This window comes from Pseudomonas sp. TCU-HL1 (assembly GCF_001708505.1).
Lineage (GTDB): Bacteria > Pseudomonadota > Gammaproteobacteria > Pseudomonadales > Pseudomonadaceae > Metapseudomonas.
The window spans coordinates 5,776,476-5,795,513 of sequence record NZ_CP015992.1; the positions used below are offsets into that span (position 1 = coordinate 5,776,476).

Consider the following 19,038-nt stretch of genomic DNA (forward strand, 5'->3'; position numbering starts at 1 on the left):
TTTTCAGGACTTGAGCGCAAGGTAGCGAGGAAAATTAGAAACCGCATACTAGCCACGGGTTGGGCAGTTTCGGTGGGAGCGGATTCATTTGAACTGATGCCGGTCCCGTAGGGTGCGCCGCGCGCACCGGGAGACGGACTCGGAGTCGCCACCATCGCCGCGGTGCGCATGGCGCACCCTACTGCTGGGCACGGTGGCGGAGATCAGCCGAGTGCTGCGTGTGAGGATTGCCCCCTTACAGGGGGCAAACACACGTCCACGTTCTACGAACGTGGATCTTTACTCGCGAAGGGCCGCAAAGCGGCCCCGGAAAGGTCCCGGATCAGACCAGATACTCGTCAAGCGCCTTCTCGATCTCGCGTTTGATGCTGCCGCTCATGGCCGACAGCAACAGGCCCAGCTTGACCTCCACGCGTACCCTGGCGTCGCTCACCTCGATCTGTCCGTCAGCACCGCTGCGCTTGAACTCCAGGGTGTCGCCGCGCCACTGGTAACGCACGTCGTACTCGCGCGCCAGGCGCTCGGCCAACTTTTCGGCTTTCTCCCGGACAGCCTCGCGACCGAGGGCATGGGAACGTTCGACATGAATGCGGGCCACGGGGGACTCCTGACTGCGACCTTAAGTCGCGCGACTATACCAGCCGCCAGAGACCCTGGCCGCCCCTGCAACGCCCGGTTGCCAAGACAAAGACCGGCGTCGGCATTAGAATGGCCGCCATTCAATTCCGGTGGCATTGACATGAACGACCCGCGCAAAGGCAACGACGCCGAACCCACGACCCATTTCGGCTACCAGCAGGTCCCCGAAAGCCAGAAGGCCGACAAGGTCGCCGAGGTGTTCCACTCGGTGGCAGCCAAGTACGACCTGATGAACGACCTGATGTCCGGCGGCGTCCACCGCCTGTGGAAGCGTTTCACCATCGAACTGTCCGGCGTACGCCCGGGCAACCGGGTACTGGACATCGCGGGCGGCACCGGCGACCTCACCCGCCAGTTCTCGCGCCTGGTGGGTGTTAACGGCGAAGTGGTGCTGGCCGACATCAACGCCTCGATGCTCAAGGTGGGCCGCGACAAGCTGCTGGACAGCGGCGTCGCCGGCAATGTCAGCTTCGTCCAGGCCGACGCCGAGAAGCTGCCCTTCCCCGACAACCACTTCGATGTGGTCACCATCGCCTTCGGCCTGCGCAACGTCACCCACAAGGACGAAGCCATTCGTTCCATGCTGCGCGTGCTCAAGCCGGGTGGTCGCCTGCTGGTCCTGGAGTTCTCCAAGCCCACCAGCGGCCTGCTGTCCAAGGCCTATGACGCCTACTCCTTCAGCCTCCTGCCGCTGATGGGCAAGCTGATCACCAATGACTCCGAGAGCTATCGCTACCTCGCCGAGTCGATCCGCATGCACCCGGACCAGGAAACCCTCAAGGCAATGATGTCCGAGGCCGGCTTCGAACGCGTCACCTACCACAACATGACTGGCGGCATCGTCGCCCTGCACCGCGGCATCAAGCCCTGATGTTGACCCAGGCGCTGCTGGCCGGTATCGAGCTCGGCCTCAACCGGATGCTGGCCCTGGACAGCACCGCGTTGCCGCGTATGTCCGCGCTGGAAGGTAGCGTCATCGAAGTCGACTGCCAGAACCCGGCGCTGACCCTGTTCCTGCTCCCCGGCGGCGACGGCCTGAAGCTTTCCGCACATTGGTCCGCCCCCGCCGATTGCCGCCTGCGCGCGCCGGCCAGTAACCTGCTGAAGCTGGCCACCTCGAGGGAGAAGACCGCCGTCCTGCACAGCCCGGAAGTGACCCTTGAAGGCGACAGCGCCGTGCTGCTGGAACTGGCCGCCATCCTCCAAGACCTCGAACTGGACTGGGAATACGAACTGTCGCGCTGGTTGGGCCCGGTGGGTACCCAGTTGCTCGCCGGCCACCTGCGTAGCCGCGCCAACTGGGCCGGACAGGGGCTGGACAACCTGCGCCAGAACCTCGCCGACTACCTGGCCGAAGAGTCACGCACCCTGGTCGGTCGCCGTGAAGCCGATGCGCGCTTCGCCGAACTGGACCGCCTCAAGCTCGCCCTCGATCGCCTCGATGCCCGCGTCGAACACCTGAACCAGAGAACCAAGCCCAACGCATGAAGCTGCTCGCCGCCCGTCGCCTGTTGCGCATCCAGCAAGTCGTCATCCGCTACCAACTGGATGACCTGCTGCTCGAACTGCCACTGCCCTGGTGGCTGCGCACGTTGAGCTACGCCCTGCCGTGGCGCTGGTTGCCGCGCAAACCGTTGACGCTGACCCGCGGCGAGCGCCTGCGCCTGGCCCTGGAAGACCTCGGCCCGATCTTCATCAAGTTCGGCCAGTTGCTTTCCACCCGCCGTGACCTGATGCCGCCGGATATCGCCGATGAACTGGCGCGCCTGCAGGACCAGGTGCCACCTTTCGCCCCAGAGAAAGCCGTGGCACGCATTGAGGAACAGCTCGGCGCCAAGGTCAGCCAGGTCTTCGCGCGCTTCGATTTCGAGCCTTTGGCCTCGGCCTCGGTGGCTCAGGTCCACGCCGCGCAGTTGAAGTCTGGCGAAGAAGTGGTGGTGAAGGTGATCCGCCCCAACCTGCGGCCGATCATCCGCCAGGACCTCGCCTGGCTGTTCATCCTCGCCCGCCTCGCTGAGCGCGTGTCCGCCGACGCCCGCCGCCTGCGCCCGGTGGAAGTGGTGGATGACTACGAAAAGACCATCTACGACGAGCTCGACCTGCTCCGCGAGGCAGCCAACGCCAGCCAGCTGCGGCGCAATTTCGACGGCTCGCCGCTGCTCTATGTGCCCCAGGTCTACTGGGACTGGTGCCGCCCGAAAGTGCTGGTGATGGAGCGCATCTACGGCATTCCGGTGACCGATCTCGCCACCCTGGCCGATCAGCGCACCGACATGAAACTGCTGGCAGAGCGCGGCGTGGAGATCTTCTTCACCCAGGTCTTCCGCGACAGCTTCTTCCACGCCGACATGCACCCCGGCAACATCTTCGTCGCCACCCGCCAGCCCTGGAACCCGCAGTACATTGCCATCGACTGCGGGATCATCGGCAGCCTCACACCCGAGGACCAGGACTACCTGGCGCGCAACCTGATCGCCTTCTTCAAGCGCGACTACCGCCGTGTGGCGCAGCTGCACATCGATTCCGGCTGGGTTCCGGCGGAAACCAAGGTCAACGATTTCGAGGCCGCTATTCGTACGGTCTGCGAGCCGATCTTCGAGAAGCCGCTCAAGGACATCTCCTTCGGCCAGCTGTTGCTGCGCCTGTTCCAGACCGCCCGCCGCTTCAACATGGAAGTGCAGCCGCAGCTGGTGCTGCTGCAGAAGACCCTGCTGAACATCGAAGGCCTGGGTCGCCAGCTCTATCCGGATCTGGACCTCTGGAGCACCGCCCAGCCGTTCCTCGAGCGCTGGATGCGCGAACGTGTCAGCCCCCTGCACCTGCTGCGCAACCTGCAGCAGCAGGCCGAGCAGGTACCGCACCTGTCACAGATCGCCCGCGATACCCTGGAGCGCCTGGCCTTGCCGGCCAGCGCCCCGCAGAAGGCCGAACAACCGTCCAGCGCCCATTGGCCTGCGCGGTTGCTGGGTGCCCTGCTGATCGCCGGCGCGGCAACCCAGGGCCTCGCACTCACGGTCGGAACCTGGCCGAGCTGGCTGATGCTGGCCGGTGGTCTATATCTGGTGCTGCGCCGATAGCCAGCCCCGAGTGGCACTGGCACACTATTTCGATCCGAGCGCCGGCCCCGTGAGGCCGGCCCAGTTGTGGAAGACACGATGAAAGACTGGCTGGAAGAGATTCAATGGAACGCCGAAGGCCTGGTCCCGGCGATCGCCCAGGACCACAAGACGGGCCGCGTGCTGATGATGGCCTGGATGAACCGCGAAGCCCTTGCCCTTACCGTTGCCGAGAACCGCGCCATCTACTGGTCACGCTCGCGTGGCAAGCTCTGGCGCAAGGGCGAAGAGTCCGGCCATGTGCAGCACCTCCACGAGCTGCGCCTGGACTGCGACGCCGACGTCGTCATCCTGATGGTCGAGCAGTTGGGCGGCATCGCCTGCCATACTGGTCGCGAAAGCTGCTTCTACCGCGTATTCGAGAACGGCGGCTGGAAGACGGTCGATCCCGTGCTCAAGGACCCGCATGTCATCTATGCCGCAGGACACAGCCATGAGTGATACCCTCGCCCGCCTGGCCGAAGTGCTGGAAGAGCGCAAGAATGCCGCGCCCGACAGCTCCTACGTCGCCAGCCTGTACCACAAGGGCCTGAACAAGATTCTGGAAAAGCTCGGCGAAGAAGCGGTGGAAACCATACTCGCCGCCAAAGACGCCGCTGCCAGCGGTGACCATAGCGACCTGATCTACGAAACCGCCGATCTCTGGTTCCACAGCCTGGTCATGCTCGCCGCCCTCGGCCAGCACCCCCAGGCCGTACTCGATGAACTGGACCGTCGCTTTGGCCTGTCCGGGCACGCCGAGAAGGCCGCCCGCCAGCCATCCGCCTGACAAAGACAATCAAGAGGAACACACCATGGGTATTTTCGACTGGAAACACTGGCTGGTCATTCTCATCGTCGTCGTGCTGGTATTCGGCACCAAGCGCCTGAAGACCCTCGGCTCCGACGTCGGCGACGCCATCAAGGGCTTCCGCAAGGCCATGAACACCGAAGAAGGCGACAAGGCCCCCGAGCAGACCACTGCCCACCAATCCGGCACCCCGCTGAACGAGCCGCACACCATCGACGGCCAGGCGCAGAAGGTGCAGGATCCGGTGACCCGCAAGGACTGATGACCCATGTTCGGTATCAGCTTCGGTGAACTGCTGCTGATCGGCCTGATCGCCCTGCTGGTGCTCGGGCCCGAGCGGCTGCCCGGCGCAGCACGCACCGCAGGCCTGTGGATCGGCCGCCTCAAGCGCAGCTTCAATGCGATCAAGACCGAGGTCGAGCGCGAGATCGGCGCTGACGAGATCCGTCGCCAGCTACATAACGAACACATCATGGCGCTGGAGAAGCAGATCAAGGAAAGCATCGTGCCTCCGACAGTCGAGTCCCTGCTTTCCGACCCCGAGCCTGAACGCGACACGGCGGCCACACCGCCGGCTGCCCAAGTGGCACCGGCAGCACCCGCCACGGCTACGCAGAACCAGTCCGGCCAAAGCGCACCCGCCCAGTCGCCCACCGCTGCGCCGGCCAACCCGGCAACGCCCGCTGCGCCCCAGCCTCCCCTCGAACCGCAACAGCCGTCCCGCATCCCATGAGCGAACAGAAGCCGGAACAAGACCAGGAAATGCCCCTGGTCTCGCACCTCACTGAACTGCGCACGCGCCTGTTGCGCTGCGTAGTGGCGATCTTCCTGATCTTCGCCGGCCTGTTCTACTTCGCCCAGAAGATCTACACCCTGGTCTCGGCGCCGCTGCGCCAGTACCTGCCGGAAGGCGCCACCATGATCGCCACCGACGTGGCCTCGCCCTTCCTCACGCCGTTCAAGCTGACCATGGTGGTGGCGCTGTTCCTCGCCATGCCGGTGATCCTGCACCAGGTCTGGGGCTTCATCGCGCCTGGTCTCTACAAGCACGAGAAACGCATCGCCCTGCCGTTGCTGGTCTCCAGCATCGTGCTGTTCTACGGCGGCATGGCCTTCGCCTATTTCCTGGTGTTCCCGCTGATCTTCCACTTCTTCGCCAGCGTGACGCCCGAAGGCGTGTCGATGATGACCGACATCAGCAGTTACCTCGACTTCGTGATGACGCTGTTCTTCGCCTTCGGCGTGGCCTTCGAGATCCCCGTGGCCGTGGTGCTGCTGATCTGGATCGGCGTGGTCGACGTGGCCTACCTCAAGCGCATCCGCCCCTACGTGATCATCGGCTGCTTCGTGGTGGGCATGATCCTCACCCCGCCGGACATTTTCTCCCAGACCCTGCTGGCCGTGCCCATGTGGCTGTTGTTCGAAGTCGGCGTATTCTTCGGCGGCCTGATCCGCAAGCGCGGCGATCACCCGGAAGACGACGCCGAAGAGCCCGGCGACCAGCCGCCCGCCACCCGCCCGTGAACCTGCTCCTCCTCGAAGACGCCGACTTCATCGCGGCGGACCGGGTACGCCTGGAAGGCCGCCGCCTGAAGCACCTGCATGAGGTCCACCGCGCCGAGGCTGGCGATAGCCTGCGGGTGGGCCGCCTCGGTGGCCAGATGGGCCAGGGGCGCTTGCTGAGCCTGGAGGCCAGTTGCGCAGAGCTGGAAGTCAACTTCGACCAGACACCGCCCGCCAAGCTGCCCATCACCCTGCTGCTCGCGCTGCCACGGCCAAAGATGCTCCGCCGTCTATTCCAGACTGTCGCCGCCATGGGCGTGCCGCGCCTGGTGCTGCTGAACAGCTACCGGGTGGAAAAAAGCTTCTGGCAAACCCCCTTCCTCGAACCGGCGGCCATCCGCGAGCAACTGATCCTCGGCCTGGAACAGGCACGGGACACCGTGCTTCCCGAGGTGATCATCGAGAAGCGCTTCAAGCCCTTCGTCGAAGACCGCCTGCCGCAACTGGCGGCCGGCACACTGGGCCTGGTCGGCCACCCCGGTAACTACCCACCCTGCCCGCGGGCGGTGGATGAGCCCATCACCCTGGCCATTGGCCCGGAAGGTGGCTGGATTCCCTACGAAGTCGAGAAACTGCACGAGGCCGGCCTGCAACCCGTCCAGCTCGGCGAACGCATCCTGCGCGTGGAAACGGCCGTCACGGCACTGCTCGCCCGGCTGTTCTGAAACATCTTGCTGGCGTAGGCTGGCGGCATTCTCCCGAAATCGAGATTGAGCCATGCGACCGCTGACCATCGACCTCGACCAGATCGCCTTCGCCCTCAACACCGTGGGGCTGGACCACTACCTGGACCTGCTGAGCGGCAAGGTCCTGCTGATTCCTGAAGAAGACGCCGACCCCGAGCTCGAAGCCCTGTTGCGCGAAGAACCTGAGCGATTCCTGCTGGTGGAGCCGCTAGGCCAGGGCGACGAACTGGCGTTGATGCAGGAGTTCCTCCACGAAGTGGTCCACCCTCACGCCTACGCGGCCCTCGAGCAAGCCCTGGCCAGCCGCAAGCCCGCGCGCACATTCCGCCATGTACTGATGGAATACCCAGTGCTGCTGGAGGCCTGGCACGCCTACGAGGCCGCCCGACTGCGTGAACTGGCCCAGGACTGGCTGGAAGAGAACGAGCTGCAGCCGGCGATGCCGCTGCACTGAGCCCCCCTTTGTGGGAGCGAATTCATTCGCGACAGCGATTGGCACCGAGCCGGCCTTCAACCACCCGGCCCCTCTCCCAAAGGGCGAGGGGTGACCAGCCTTGTAAGTCGCCCGGGTCGAGCCCCGTTGGTGGATCGGTGAAGCGTGATCCCCCTACCGATGCCGGCTTCTAGGTTGAGCCTCAGAGCACTTGCCGCAGGAAGCTCTGCGCGCGCGGGTCCTGGGGTTGGGCGAAGAACTGCGCGGGGGGCGCGTCTTCCAGCAACTTGCCGTGGTCGAAGAACAGCACCCGGTCAGCCACTTCGCGGGCAAAACCCATCTCGTGGGTCACGCAGACCATGGTCATGCCTTCCTGGGCGAGCTGCTTCATCACGTCCAGCACCTCGCCGACCATTTCCGGGTCCAGCGCCGAGGTGGGCTCGTCGAACAGCATGACCTTGGGTTCCATGCACAGGGCACGGGCGATGGCCACGCGCTGCTGCTGGCCACCCGACAGGCGCGACGGGTATTCGTTGGCCTTTTGCGCGATACCCACCTTGGCCAGCAGCGCCTGGGCCTTGGCCTCGCGCTCGGCCTTGCCGCGCTTGCGCACCACCTTCTGCGCCAGGCAGAGGTTTTCCAGCACGGTCATGTGCGGGAACAGGTTGAAGTGCTGGAACACCATGCCGACTTCGCGGCGGTAGGCGTTCACATCGGTCTTCGGGTTGGCGAGGTCGACGCCGTCGATGCTCACCGAGCCGGAATCCAGCTCTTCCAGGCCGTTCAGGCAGCGCAGGAAGGTGGATTTGCCCGAGCCCGAAGGGCCGATCACCACCACCACTTCGCCACGCTTGACCTGCGTGCTGACGTTATCCACCGCCCGCACTTCGTGGCCGCGGGCATCGAAGACTTTCACCAGGTTACGGACTTCAATCACTTTTCCCGAGCCTCCGCTCCAGACGGCTGGCGATTTGCGACAGCGGCAGGTTGATGACGAGGTAAAGCGCCGCGACGCAGAACCAGATTTCGAAGGTGGAGAAGGACGTGGTGATGGCTTCGCGCCCGCTCTTGGTCAGTTCGGTAATGGCGATCACCGAGACCAGCGAGGTGTCCTTGACCAGGCTGATGAACTGCCCGGCCAGCGGCGGCAGCACGCGCTTGAACGCCTGCGGCAGGATCACGTGGCGCATGGACTGGCTGGCAGTCAGGCCCAGGGAGCGCGCCGCCTCGTTCTGCCCACGGGCAACGGACTGCACGCCGGCACGGACGATCTCGCCGACGTAGGCGCCGGTGAACAGCGCCAGCGCCGCCACCCCGGCAAACTCGCGGGAGAGGTTCAGCACGGTGCCGATGAAGAAGTAGAAGATGAAGATCTGCACCAGCAGCGGCGTACCGCGTACCAGCTCCACATAGACGGTGGACAGGTCGCGCAGGGTGGGGTTGCTCGACAGTCGGCAGAGGCCGGTGATCAGGCCGATCACCAGACCGAATGCGCTGGCAGCCACGGATATCCACAGGGTGGTCCAGAGGCCCCAGAGCAGCGGACCGGCGGCCCAGTGGCGGGTCACACCGACCAGGTCGCCCTCGGAAACGTCATCACCCTGGCTCACCTGCAAGCTGTCGCGGGCCACTTCCAGCACCTGTTCCCCACCGCCCTCGGAGGTCAGGGTCACGCGTGCTTTGTCGCCAGCGTCGGCAATGCTGGTAACGGTGCCGTAATCGGCGGCGCGCAAGCCTTCTTCCGCCTGGTAGGCGAAGTACTGGGGCACGCGGTTCCAGCGCCATTCGTAGGAAATCAGCGATGTGGAGTACCAGAGACCCCAGCCCACCACGACCAGGATAAGACTGGTCAGGATGTGCCAGGGCCAGGTGCGGCGATGTTTGCTAGTCACGGGAAATCTCGCTCATGACGGGGAAAAAGGCAGGCCCGGCCTTGTGGGTCGGGCCTGTCAAAGCCAGCGTCAGCTGACTTATTCCATCTCTTTCAGCCACTCGGTCTTCTTGAACCACTTGGCATGGATGCGATCGTAGGTGCCGTCGTTGCGGATCTGACGCATCCAGTTGTTGATCCAGTTCAGGCTGTCGTAGTCGTTCTTCTTCAGGCCGAAGGCCAGGGGTTCGAAGGTGAAGGGCTCTTCCAGGAACACCAGTTTGCCGGCACCGGCCTTGTTCACCGCCACCACGTTGTAGGGCGCGTCGTAGATGAAGGCGTCGGCCTTGCCGTTGACCACGTCCATCAGCGCTTCCTGCTCGTTGTCGAAGCCGTGGTACTGGGCCTTGGCAATCAGCTTCTTGGCAACCATCTCGCCGGTGGTGCCGATCTTCGAGGTGATGCGGTACTTGGCATCGTTCAGGTCCTTGTAGGACTTGATGTCGCCTTGCAGCTCCTTGCGGATCAGCAGGGTCTGGCCGACCACGATGAAGGGCTCGGAGAAGTTGATGCGCAGGTTGCGCTCCTGGGTCAGGGTCATGCCGGAACCGATCATGTCGAACTTGTCGGTCAGCAGGGCCGGGATGATGCCGTCATAGCTGGTGGACACCAGTTCCAGCTTCACGCCCATGGCCTTGGACATGGCTTTGAGCAGGTCGACTTCGAAGCCAATGATCTCACCGCGCTTGTTGGTCATCTCGAAGGGCATGTAGGTCGGGTCCATGCCGACGCGCAGGGTGCCGCGCTTGACTGCATCATCGACCATGCCAGCGTGGGCCAGGCCGGTCAGGGCGCTGGCAGCAAACAGCAGTGACGCGAGAAACTTTTTCATTCTTTCTCCTAATGGGGCAGCTCGTTATTCTTGTGCAGCCCACGGACGACGGGGCATGGCGCGCATGCTAAACCTCATCTCCGTGGATGGCGAGTCGCAAGAAGCAGATATCGGGCCAGCTCAGCTTTCGAGCAGAAAGGTGACTGGCCCGTCGTTGACCAGGTGGACCTGCATGTTGGCGCCGAAGCGGCCGGTGGCGACCTGTGGATGCTTGAGGCGGGCCTGGCGCACCAGGTAGTCGAACAGCTCCTCGCCGCGCGCAGGAGCGGCAGCGGTGGAAAAGCTGGGGCGCAGGCCGCTCTTCGTATCCGCCGCCAGGGTGAACTGGGAAACCAGCAGCAGGCCGCCACCGGCCGCGCCCAGGGACAGGTTCATCTTGCCCTCGGCGTCGGCGAAAACCCGGTAATTGACCAGCTTGTGCAGCAGCTTGTCGGCGCTGGCCTCGGTGTCCTGGGGCTCGACACCCACCAGCACCAGCAAGCCCTGATCGATGGCGCCAACCACCTCGCCTTCCACCTCGACTCGCGCGGCGCTGACCCGCTGCAGCAGTGCCTTCATCAGGCGTCTTCCTCCGGGGGAAGATCCAGCAGGCGCCGGGCCATCTGGCTGGATGCACGCACCAGGGCATCGGTGATGCCTGCCTCGGAGGCGGCATGGCCAGCGTCGCGCACGATCTGCAGCTCGCTGTTGGGCCAGGCCTTGTGCAGCGCCCAGGCGTTGTCCAGCGGGCAGATGGCGTCGTAGCGGCCATGCACGATCACGCCCGGCAGATGGGCGATGCGCGGCATGTCGCGAAGCAACTGGTTGGGTTCGAGGAACGCGTTGTTGACGAAGTAATGGCACTCGATGCGGGCGATGGACAGGGCGCGCATCGGCTCGCTGAAGCGTTCCACCACCGGCGCGCTGGGGCGCAGGGTGGCGGTGCGGCCTTCCCAGGTGGACCAGGCCTTGGCGGCGTGCATCTGGGCGATCTGGTCCTGGCCGGTCAGACGCTTGTAGAAAGCCTGCATCAGGTCGCCGTGTTCCTCGGCCGGAATCGGCGCCAGGTAGTCCTCCCAGTAGTCCGGGAACATCCGGCTGCAGCCTTCCTGGTAGAACCAGTGGAAGTCCTCCGGGCGGCACAGGAAGATGCCCCGCAGGATCAGGCCGAGCACGCGCTCCGGGTGCACCTGGGCATAGGCCAGGGACAGGGTGGAACCCCAGGAGCCGCCGAACAGCACCCACTTGTCTACCCCTAAGTGCTGGCGGATGCGCTCGAGGTCGGCGACCAGGTCCCAGGTGGTGTTCTTTTCCAGGCTCGCGTGGGGCGTGGAGCGGCCACAGCCGCGCTGGTCGAAGGTGACGATGCGGTACAGATTCGGATCGAAGAAGCGCCGGCTCATGGCGTCGCAGCCAGCACCCGGCCCCCCGTGGATGAACACTACCGGCAGGCCTTCCGGCGTGCCGCTTTCGTCCACGTAGAGCACGTGCGGCGCATCCACCGCCAGCTCGTGCCGGGCGTAGGGTTTTATCTCCGGATACAAAGTCTGCATGCTGGGCTCCCGAAACTGTGCGTAAGGTCGACCCCTGGACGAGTCCGGCCTTCTAATCTGCCGGGCATCATAACGAGGAAAAAGGAGTTCAGCATGCTACTCAGGAAGTTCGCGCTGCCGACGCTCTGCGTTCTGGCAATCCTAGCCGGTTGTGGGCGTAACGACCCGGCGGCGGAGCTGGATGCAGCGGTGCAGCAGCTACAGGACAACCTCGAAGCGAAGAAGACCAGCGCGGTGCTGGAGCAGTTGCACCCGCAATTCATCGCCCAGCAGCAGAACGACCAGGACTGGGCGAAACGCACCATGACACTGATGTTCCTGCGCCACAAGAATGTCAGCGTGATCGCCCTCAGCAAGGCCAATACCCTCGACCCGACCTATCGCGAAAAGGGCTACACAGATGCCCAGGTGGCCCTTGCCGGCGCCGAGGGGCTGATCCCCGACAGTGCGCGCCATTACGGCGTGAAACTGGAGTGGTGGCTGGATGACGGCGAGTGGCAGCTCGCCCGGCTGGACTGGCAATGAGCGCACCGCTCACCCATCGCATCCGTGCCGCCGGCCTGCTGGTAAGGGATGGCCGTATCCTGCTGGTCAAGCACGTGGTGGGCGACGACACCTACTGGATTCCTCCCGGCGGCGGCTTCGAATCCCCAAGCGACGAATCCACCCGCGACACGGTGCGCCGCGAGTTCATGGAAGAAACCGGCCTGAACGTGGACGTCGGCCCGCTGGTCTACGTCCGCGAGTTCGCCGAGCCGGCCATGGGACGTTTCCATTTGGAGCTGTTCTACCGGATCGACGCGTGGCGCGGCGAACTCAGCCTGGCCAACCTGAAGGGCCTGGGTGGCGATGAATTCGAAATCCGTGAACTGGGCTGGGTCAGCCGCGAGGAACTGGCCACACTGCCCTTCTATCCGGCGGAGCTGCTGGATGACATGTGGGAGCGGGTGGCCGGAGAGGTCGTGGTGATCCGTCACCTGGGGTTGCAGCGGTAGGATCGATCGCTGCATGTCCTTGTAGGGGCGAATTCATTCGCCAAGGGTCGCGAAGCGGCCCCCGATTGCTCCAGAGGGCAGGCCTTTGACCTGCTTGGCGAATGAATTCGCCCCTACACAAAAGCAGCGCATGTCCAGGCTCAACGCCCGTAGGCTTCCCGTCCCCAGTCCAGCATCGCCTGCAGCACGTTGCGCAGCACCGCCTGGGTCGGCACCGCCAGATCCTCGCGGTAGTCGAAGGGCACCTGCTCGTCCATGTAGGTGCACTGCGCCAGTTCCAGTTGCACGGCGTGGATGTGCTGTTCAGGCTGGCCGTAGTGGCGGGTGATATGACCGCCCTTGAAGCGGCCATTGAGCACATGGCTGTAGTCCTGCGCACCGGCGCAGACCGCCACCAGAGCGTCGGCCAGGCTCGGGTCACAGCTGGCACCGGCGTTGGTGCCAAGGTTGAAGTCCGGCAGTCGGCCGTCGAACAGGCGTGGGACGAAGGAGCGGATGGAGTGCGCGTCGAACAGCAGCGCGTAGCCGAACTCGGCCTTCATCCGCGCCAGCTCATCGCGGAGGGTCTGGTGGTAAGGGGTCCAGATTTCCGCCAGGTAACGCGCGCGTTCCGCCGGCGAAGGTTCCTCGCCCTCGTGATAGAGCGGCTCTCCGTCGAACAGGGTGGCCGGGTAGAGGCCGGTGGTGGCGGTGGCGTAGAGCGGCGTGTCGTCGGCGGGCCGGTTCAGGTCGATGACGTAGCGCGAATATTGCGCCGCCAGTGTGCTTGCGCCCAGCTCGGCGGCGAAGTCGTAGAGACGCGGGATGTGCCAGTCGGTGTCGGTGAGGTCCCAGCCGGCCTCGACCATGCCGGCCTCCACCGCCGGGGTCAGATGGATGCCGGGGTGCGGCATGCTGATCAACAGCGGTGCGCTGCCGCGGCTGAAACTCAGAACGTTATCCACAGTCGATCTCCTGTCCGTGTCGAATCACCCGCTTGGGCAGGTCACCGCCCAGCCAGTAGGCAAGTTCCGCCGGGCGCTGGATGTCCCAGACGACGAAGTCAGCCATCTTGCCCACTTCCAGGCTGCCGTGGCTGTCGGCCAGCCCCAGGGCCTTGGCCGCATGCAGGGTGGCACCGGCAAGCGCCTCTTCCGGGGTCAGGCGGAACGAGGTGCAGGCCATATTCAGCATCATCCGCAGCGATAGCGCCGGGGATGTGCCAGGGTTGAGGTCGGTGGACACCGCCATGGCGACACCGTGCTTGCGCAGCACATCGATGGGCGGCAGCTGGGTTTCGCGCAGCAGGTAGAAGGCACCGGGCAGCAGCACGGCGACCGTTCCGGCCGCCGCCATGGCAATGGCGTCATCCTCGGTCATGTACTCCAGATGGTCCGCCGACAGCGCCTGGTAACGCGCCGCCAGGGTAGAACCGTGCAGGGAGGACAGTTGTTCGGCGTGCAGTTTCACCGGAAGCCCCAGGCGCTGGGCCACCTTGAACACCCGCTCCACCTGCTCGGGGGAGAACGCCAGGTACTCGCAGAAGGCATCCACCGCATCGACCAAGCCTTCATCGGCCAGTGCCGGCAGTATCTCGCTGCAGATGTGCTCGATGTAGTCGTCGGCACGACCCGCATATTCCGGCGGCAGGGCGTGGGCGGCCAGGCAGGTGGCACGCACGGTAATGGGCAAGGTCTCACCGAGGCGACGGGCGACCCGCAGCATCTTGCGCTCGCTGGCCAGGTCCAGGCCGTAGCCGGACTTCACTTCCAGGGTGGTGACGCCGTCGCGCAGCAACTGGCGCGCGCGCCGGGTAGCGCTATCCAGAAGCTCGTCCTCGCTGGCCTCGCGGGTGGCGCGCACGGTGCTGGCGATGCCGCCGCCCTGGGCGGCGATCTCGGCGTAACTGACGCCTTCCAGGCGCTGCTCGAACTCGCGACTGCGGTCGCCGCCGAACACCAGGTGGGTATGGCAGTCGATCAGCCCCGGGGTTACCCAGGCGCCGCCTAGATCGACTTCGACGTCGTAGGGAATGGCGGGCAGTTCAGTGCGCGGGCCGATCCACTCGATGCGCCCGGCATAGGTCACCAGCACGGCGTCTTCGATGATCGAGTACTTGCCGCCCTGCATCGTGGCGACGTGGCAGTTGTCCCAGAGGTGTTTCATTGCAGTCCTCCCATGCGCGCCGCGATGGCGTCCAGCACGGTGTGGTCGCGCAGCAGTTCGGTGGCACGGGCGATGTCCGGTGCCAGCCAGCGGTCCTGGTCATAAGCCGGCACCCGCTCGCGCAGGGCCTCCCAGGCCACCCCGGTGCCCGCGCCGAATCCCGTGGGCGCGTGGAACTCGAACGCCTGGGCAGCCAACAGGTATTCGATCGCGAGAATGCGTCTGCAGTTCTCCACGGCCTTGCCCAGCTTGAGGGCGGCGCTGGTACCCAGGCTCAGGTGATCCTCCTGCAGGCCGGAGGTGACGAAGTTATCCACAACGGCCGGTTGCGCCAGTTGGCGGTTCTCGCCGGCAAGCGCGGCGGCAACGTATTGGGCAATCATCATCCCCGAGTTGACGCCGGGCCGGCTCACCAGGAATGCGGGCAATCCGCTGACCAGTGGATTGACCAGGCGATCCAGGCGCCGTTCGGCAATGCCGCCGAGTTCAGCGACGGCGATCGCCAGCAGGTCAGCCGCCATGGCCACCGATTCGCCATGGGGGTTGGCCTGGGAGACGATCTTGTAACTGTCCGGCGTCCCCAGCAGTAGCGGGTTGTCGTTGGCCGATGCCAGTTCGGTATCTACCTGCTTCGCGGCATGGGCCAGCTGATCACGGCAGGCGCCGTGCACCTGCGGGATGGAGCGAATGCTCAGAGCGTCCTGGGTGCGGATGCCCTTGCTTGCAGCGACCACTTCGCTACCGGCCAGCAGCGCCAGCAGGTTGGCCCCTACCGCCTGCATGCCGGGGTGCGGCTTGAGGGCGATGATGTCCGGGTCGAACGCGGCGATCTGCCCGCGCAGAGCCTCGAAGCTCATGGCACCGATCACATCGGCCCAGCGCATCAGGCGTTCGGCGTCATCCAGGGCGAGGCAGGTCAGGCCAGTCATGCAGGGCAGGCCGTTGACCAGGCAGAGCCCGTCCTTGGCACCCAGGCGCACGGGTTCGAGGCCTTCGGCCGCCAGCGCTTCGGCAGCGGGCACCACGCGGCCGCGATAGCTCACTTCGCCGACACCGAGCAGAGCGATGCCGACATGGGCCATGTGGGTGAGATAGCCCACCGACCCCTGGGAAGGCACCTGTGGGGTGATGCCGCGCTCCAGCAGCGCCAGCAGCGCTTCCACCACAGCCCGTTGCAGACCCGAGCGGCCATGGCTGTAGTTGACGATGGCGCAGCAGATGATGGCGCGGGTCTGCTCATCGGCCAGCACCGGACCGACGCCGCAGGCGTGGCTGAGCAGGGTGTTGCGTGACATCGTCGCAAACTGTTCAGCTGTCAGTACGACTTCACTGAGCGCGCCGAGACCGGTGCTGATCCCGTAGGCGCGCTCGCCCCGCTCGACGATGCGCTCGACGATGCCACGAGCATTCTCGATACGAGCCCAAGCTGCCGGGGTCAGCTCCAGGCGCGCGCCGTGGCGGGCCACCGCCACCACCTGGCGCCAGTTCAACGGCGAATCACCTAGCAGCACTCTCTCGGGTAACGACATTCAGCTGTTCCTTACAGATTGGCCACGCGGCGCTGAACGAAGCGGTCGACGTAGTCGTCCGCCGGCTGGTGGAGGATTTCCCTCGGCGTACCGACCTGTATCAGTTGGCCGTCCTTGAGGATGGCGATGCGATTGCCGATGCGCACAGCCTCATCCAGGTCGTGAGTGATGAAAACGATGGTCTTCTGCAGGGTCTTCTGCAGCTCCAGCAGTTGCTCCTGCATATCGGCGCGGATCAGAGGGTCGAGGGCGCTGAAGGCCTCGTCCATGAGGATGATGTCGGTGTCGGAGGCCAATGCACGGGCCAGGCCCACGCGCTGGCGCATGCCGCCGGAGAGTTGGTGCGGGTAGGACTTCTCATAGCCCTTCAGGCCCACGGTGGTGATCCAGTGCTGGGCACGCTCCAAGCAGTAGTCCTTGGTCTCGCCGCGCACCTTGAGGCCGTAGGCAACGTTCTCCATCACCGTCTTGTGCGGCAGCAGGCCGAAGCTCTGGAACACCATGCTGATCTTCTTGCGGCGGAATTGGCGGAGCTCTTCCATGTCGTAGCGCAGGATGTCCTCGCCATCGACCAGGATCTGCCCGCTGGTGGGGTCGATCAGGCGGTTGAAGTGGCGCACCAGGGTGGATTTGCCGGAACCGGACAGACCCATGATCACGAAGATCTCACCGGCGCCGATGGATAGCGACAGGTCGTTGACCCCGACCACGCAACCGGTATTGGACAGGACATCAGCCTTGCTCTTCCCCTGCTGGATCAGTGCCAGGGCCTCGTCGGCACGCTGGCCGAAGATCTTGAATACGTTCTTGACGACAATCTTGCTCATGTTCTCGCCACTCATTTGCTGGCTGCGTGCCGCGAACGGCCGTATGCCTGGGTGATGCGGTCGAAGACCACGGCCAGGATGACGATGGCCAGGCCTGCTTCAAGGCCCTTGCCCACATTGAGCGTCTGGATGCCCACCAGCACGTCCTCGCCGAGGCCACGGGCGCCGATCATGGAGGCGATCACCACCATCGACAGGGCCATCATGGTGGTCTGGTTGATACCGGCCATGATGCTCGGCATGGCCAGCGGCAACTGCACGCCGAACAGTTGCTGCCAACGGTTGGCGCCGAAGGCGTTTACCGCCTCCATCACCTCATGATCCACCTGGCGGATACCGAGGTCGGTCAGGCGGATCAACGGCGGGGCGGCGTAGATCACGGTGGCGAAAATGGCCGGCACCTTGCCCAGACCGAAGAGCATCAGCACCGGGATCAGGTACACGAAGCTGGGCATGGTCTGCATGATGTCCAGCAGCGGCATCAGCACCGCGCGCAAGCGGTTGCTGCGGGCCGCGAGGATGCCCAGGGGAATGCCGATCAGCACCGAGATGAAAGTGGCCACCAGCATCAGCGCCACGGTTTGCATCAACTTGTCCCAGAGCCCCACGGCGCCCACCAGGAACAGCAGGCCGGTGATCACCACCGTCGGCAGGATGCGCCGGGTGGCGTGCCAGGAAATCCCGGCGACCACGATCAGTACCAGCCACCAGGGCGTGGCGCGCAGGATGCCTTCCAGATAGACGATGGCCCAGAGCAGGGTGTCGGAGATGTGGCGGAATACATCGCCGTAGTTGGTCACCAGGCTGTCTACCCAGCCATTGACCCAGTCAGCGATGGAGAAGGTGAAGCGTTCGGGGAACATAGCTCGCTCCGGTCAGGTAGGAAGCCTTCCCCCGCAAAGGGGAAGGCTGGTATCAGGGTTCGCTGGCGGCCTCAGAGCGCGGCCTGGATCTTCTTCGCCGCGTCCTCGCTGACCCAGGCGTGCCAAACCTCCGGGTGCTCCTTGAGGAAGGCCTTGGCCAGGTCCGCCGAGTCCATCTTCTCCTTGGCCATCTTCGCCAGGTTCTGGTTCAGCAGGTCGATTGGCAGGTTGACCTTCTCCAGCACCGCCACCAGTTCCGGGGCCTCGTCATGGAAGATCTTGGACAGGCCGACCTGGATGGTCACGCGCTTGTCCACGCCGGGCTTCTCGTCCAACTTGACCAAGTCGGCCTGGCCCATCAGCGGCGTCGGCGACCAGTAATAGAAAAGGATAGGCTCGCCACGGCGATAGCTCGACAGCACGGCCGCATCCAGGGCCGGGCCGGTGCCAGGGCGGAAGTTGGTGAACTTCTCTTCCAGGCCGTAGCTCTTGAGCATCTCGCTGTTGTCAAGCTCGCAGGTCCAGCCAGCCGGGCAGTTGTAGAAGCGGCCTTTGCCCGGCTCTTCCGGGTCGCGGAACAGTTCAGCGTACTGGCCGAGGTCAGCGATGGCTTTCAGCTGTGGCGCCTTGGCCTCGATGCCCCGTTTGGCGTCGCCCTCGACCACGTAGCGCGGCACATACCAGCCTTCGGTGGCGCCGACGATCGGCGCGCCGACACCCACTACCTTGCCGGCGGCGGCAGCCTTGTTCCAGGCATCGCTGCGGCCGATCCACTCTTCCGCGAAGATCTGGATATCGTTGTTGCCCAGCGCCTGTTCCATAGTGATGGAGTTGCCCGGCAGGCTGTCGGTCTCGCAACCGTAGCCGTTCTTGAGCACGAACTGCAGGAGGTCGGTGAGCAACATGCCGCTCTCCCAATTGAGCCCGGCAAATTTCACCGACTTGCCGGACTCGCACCAGCCCGCCGCTTGGGCGGAAGCCGCCCCTGCCAGCAGACCCGCCGCACACATGAGGCTCAACACTCGCTTCTTGAATTGCATGTTCCGACGCTCCTGAAACTTGGTAAGGGGTTAAGGCAGTTCGTTCATCGGCAGAAGCCGGTTGTGCCGGCTTCCGGTGCCAGTGACTGGCAATTGTTGTTTTTGACGACCGGTGACG

At 64.7% G+C, this 19,038-nt stretch carries 24 protein-coding genes; 12 read left to right on the forward strand and 12 right to left on the reverse strand.

Annotated elements, in window-relative coordinates:
• Positions 1-322: 322 nt before the first annotated feature.
• Positions 323-598 carry a polyhydroxyalkanoic acid system family protein gene (locus THL1_RS26415; RefSeq protein WP_069086012.1) on the reverse strand — a complete coding sequence of 92 codons (276 nt, stop codon included), beginning with the start codon at positions 596-598 and terminating at the stop codon, positions 323-325.
• Positions 599-739: 141 nt separating this feature from the next.
• Between THL1_RS26415 and ubiE the strand changes: the two genes are divergently transcribed.
• The 10 genes from ubiE (at position 740) to THL1_RS26465 (ending at position 7,248) form a co-directional block, all read left to right on the forward strand.
• A complete protein-coding gene (ubiE, locus tag THL1_RS26420; protein ID WP_069086013.1) occupies positions 740-1,510 on the forward strand; it encodes a bifunctional demethylmenaquinone methyltransferase/2-methoxy-6-polyprenyl-1,4-benzoquinol methylase UbiE in 771 nt (256 codons plus the stop codon).
• Complete coding sequence (locus THL1_RS26425; protein WP_069086014.1) at positions 1,510-2,127, forward strand: ubiquinone biosynthesis accessory factor UbiJ; 618 nt, start codon at positions 1,510-1,512, stop codon at positions 2,125-2,127. Before ubiE ends, THL1_RS26425 begins: the two co-directional genes overlap by 1 nt.
• Positions 2,124-3,716 (forward strand): ubiquinone biosynthesis regulatory protein kinase UbiB, encoded by a 1,593-nt coding sequence (gene ubiB, locus THL1_RS26430; protein WP_069086015.1) that lies wholly within the window; start codon positions 2,124-2,126, stop codon positions 3,714-3,716. The genes THL1_RS26425 and ubiB overlap by 4 nt, the downstream gene beginning before the upstream one ends.
• A 78-nt stretch (positions 3,717-3,794) precedes the next feature.
• Positions 3,795-4,196: a phosphoribosyl-AMP cyclohydrolase gene (gene hisI / locus THL1_RS26435; protein WP_069086016.1), complete on the forward strand. Its 402-nt coding sequence runs from the start codon at positions 3,795-3,797 to the stop codon at positions 4,194-4,196.
• Entirely contained in the window at positions 4,189-4,524 is a 336-nt protein-coding gene (locus THL1_RS26440; protein ID WP_069086017.1) for a phosphoribosyl-ATP diphosphatase, read from the forward strand. Before hisI ends, THL1_RS26440 begins: the two co-directional genes overlap by 8 nt.
• A gap of 25 nt (positions 4,525-4,549) precedes the next feature.
• A complete protein-coding gene (locus tag THL1_RS26445; RefSeq protein WP_069086018.1) occupies positions 4,550-4,807 on the forward strand; it encodes a twin-arginine translocase TatA/TatE family subunit in 258 nt (85 codons plus the stop codon).
• A gap of 6 nt (positions 4,808-4,813) precedes the next feature.
• Positions 4,814-5,278, forward strand: coding sequence for a Sec-independent protein translocase protein TatB (gene tatB / locus THL1_RS26450; RefSeq protein ID WP_069086019.1), 465 nt, complete (start codon positions 4,814-4,816; stop codon positions 5,276-5,278).
• The gene (gene tatC / locus THL1_RS26455; protein WP_069086020.1) at positions 5,275-6,069 is read left to right on the forward strand and encodes a twin-arginine translocase subunit TatC; all 795 of its coding nucleotides are present in this window, start codon (positions 5,275-5,277) and stop codon (positions 6,067-6,069) included. Before tatB ends, tatC begins: the two co-directional genes overlap by 4 nt.
• Entirely contained in the window at positions 6,066-6,773 is a 708-nt protein-coding gene (locus THL1_RS26460; RefSeq protein WP_069086021.1) for a 16S rRNA (uracil(1498)-N(3))-methyltransferase, read from the forward strand. Before tatC ends, THL1_RS26460 begins: the two co-directional genes overlap by 4 nt.
• Before the next feature lie 52 nt (positions 6,774-6,825).
• A complete protein-coding gene (locus tag THL1_RS26465; RefSeq protein WP_069086022.1) occupies positions 6,826-7,248 on the forward strand; it encodes a UPF0158 family protein in 423 nt (140 codons plus the stop codon).
• A 181-nt stretch (positions 7,249-7,429) separates the two neighbouring features.
• On the opposite strand, the gene THL1_RS26470 is transcribed toward THL1_RS26465, so the two are convergent.
• From THL1_RS26470 to pip, 5 genes are all read right to left on the reverse strand, one after another.
• Positions 7,430-8,164, reverse strand: coding sequence for an amino acid ABC transporter ATP-binding protein (locus tag THL1_RS26470; protein ID WP_069086023.1), 735 nt, complete (start codon positions 8,162-8,164; stop codon positions 7,430-7,432).
• On the reverse strand, positions 8,157-9,119 hold the full coding sequence (locus THL1_RS26475; protein ID WP_069086024.1) for an amino acid ABC transporter permease: 963 nt from the start codon (positions 9,117-9,119) through the stop codon (positions 8,157-8,159). The genes THL1_RS26470 and THL1_RS26475 overlap by 8 nt, the downstream gene beginning before the upstream one ends.
• A gap of 78 nt (positions 9,120-9,197) precedes the next feature.
• Positions 9,198-9,989 carry a transporter substrate-binding domain-containing protein gene (locus tag THL1_RS26480; RefSeq protein WP_069086025.1) on the reverse strand — a complete coding sequence of 264 codons (792 nt, stop codon included), beginning with the start codon at positions 9,987-9,989 and terminating at the stop codon, positions 9,198-9,200.
• A gap of 120 nt (positions 9,990-10,109) precedes the next feature.
• A complete protein-coding gene (dtd, locus tag THL1_RS26485) occupies positions 10,110-10,547 on the reverse strand; it encodes a D-aminoacyl-tRNA deacylase (RefSeq protein ID WP_069086026.1) in 438 nt (145 codons plus the stop codon).
• Positions 10,547-11,521 carry a prolyl aminopeptidase gene (gene pip, locus THL1_RS26490; protein ID WP_069086027.1) on the reverse strand — a complete coding sequence of 325 codons (975 nt, stop codon included), beginning with the start codon at positions 11,519-11,521 and terminating at the stop codon, positions 10,547-10,549. The genes dtd and pip overlap by 1 nt, the downstream gene beginning before the upstream one ends.
• Before the next feature lie 93 nt (positions 11,522-11,614).
• Between pip and THL1_RS26495 the strand changes: the two genes are divergently transcribed.
• Positions 11,615-12,046, forward strand: coding sequence for a hypothetical protein (locus THL1_RS26495; RefSeq protein WP_069086028.1), 432 nt, complete (start codon positions 11,615-11,617; stop codon positions 12,044-12,046).
• A complete protein-coding gene (locus tag THL1_RS26500; RefSeq protein WP_069086029.1) occupies positions 12,043-12,516 on the forward strand; it encodes an NUDIX domain-containing protein in 474 nt (157 codons plus the stop codon). The genes THL1_RS26495 and THL1_RS26500 overlap by 4 nt, the downstream gene beginning before the upstream one ends.
• A 140-nt stretch (positions 12,517-12,656) precedes the next feature.
• Here the strand turns inward: THL1_RS26500 and hutG are convergent, their stop codons facing one another.
• The 6 genes from hutG to THL1_RS26530 all read right to left on the reverse strand — a co-directional run bounded on the left by hutG (position 12,657) and on the right by THL1_RS26530 (position 18,920).
• Positions 12,657-13,460 carry an N-formylglutamate deformylase gene (gene hutG, locus THL1_RS26505; protein ID WP_069086030.1) on the reverse strand — a complete coding sequence of 268 codons (804 nt, stop codon included), beginning with the start codon at positions 13,458-13,460 and terminating at the stop codon, positions 12,657-12,659.
• A complete protein-coding gene (gene hutI, locus THL1_RS26510) occupies positions 13,453-14,661 on the reverse strand; it encodes an imidazolonepropionase (protein ID WP_069086031.1) in 1,209 nt (402 codons plus the stop codon). Before hutI ends, hutG begins: the two co-directional genes overlap by 8 nt.
• Complete coding sequence (locus THL1_RS26515; protein WP_069086032.1) at positions 14,658-16,190, reverse strand: HAL/PAL/TAL family ammonia-lyase; 1,533 nt, start codon at positions 16,188-16,190, stop codon at positions 14,658-14,660. The genes hutI and THL1_RS26515 overlap by 4 nt, the downstream gene beginning before the upstream one ends.
• Before the next feature lie 11 nt (positions 16,191-16,201).
• Positions 16,202-17,032: a quaternary amine ABC transporter ATP-binding protein gene (locus tag THL1_RS26520; RefSeq protein WP_083246015.1), complete on the reverse strand. Its 831-nt coding sequence runs from the start codon at positions 17,030-17,032 to the stop codon at positions 16,202-16,204.
• Positions 17,029-17,880 (reverse strand): ABC transporter permease, encoded by an 852-nt coding sequence (locus THL1_RS26525; protein WP_069086034.1) that lies wholly within the window; start codon positions 17,878-17,880, stop codon positions 17,029-17,031. The genes THL1_RS26520 and THL1_RS26525 overlap by 4 nt, the downstream gene beginning before the upstream one ends.
• 71 nt (positions 17,881-17,951) lie before the next feature.
• Positions 17,952-18,920, reverse strand: coding sequence for an ABC transporter substrate-binding protein (locus tag THL1_RS26530; protein ID WP_069086035.1), 969 nt, complete (start codon positions 18,918-18,920; stop codon positions 17,952-17,954).
• Positions 18,921-19,038 lie beyond the last annotated feature (118 nt).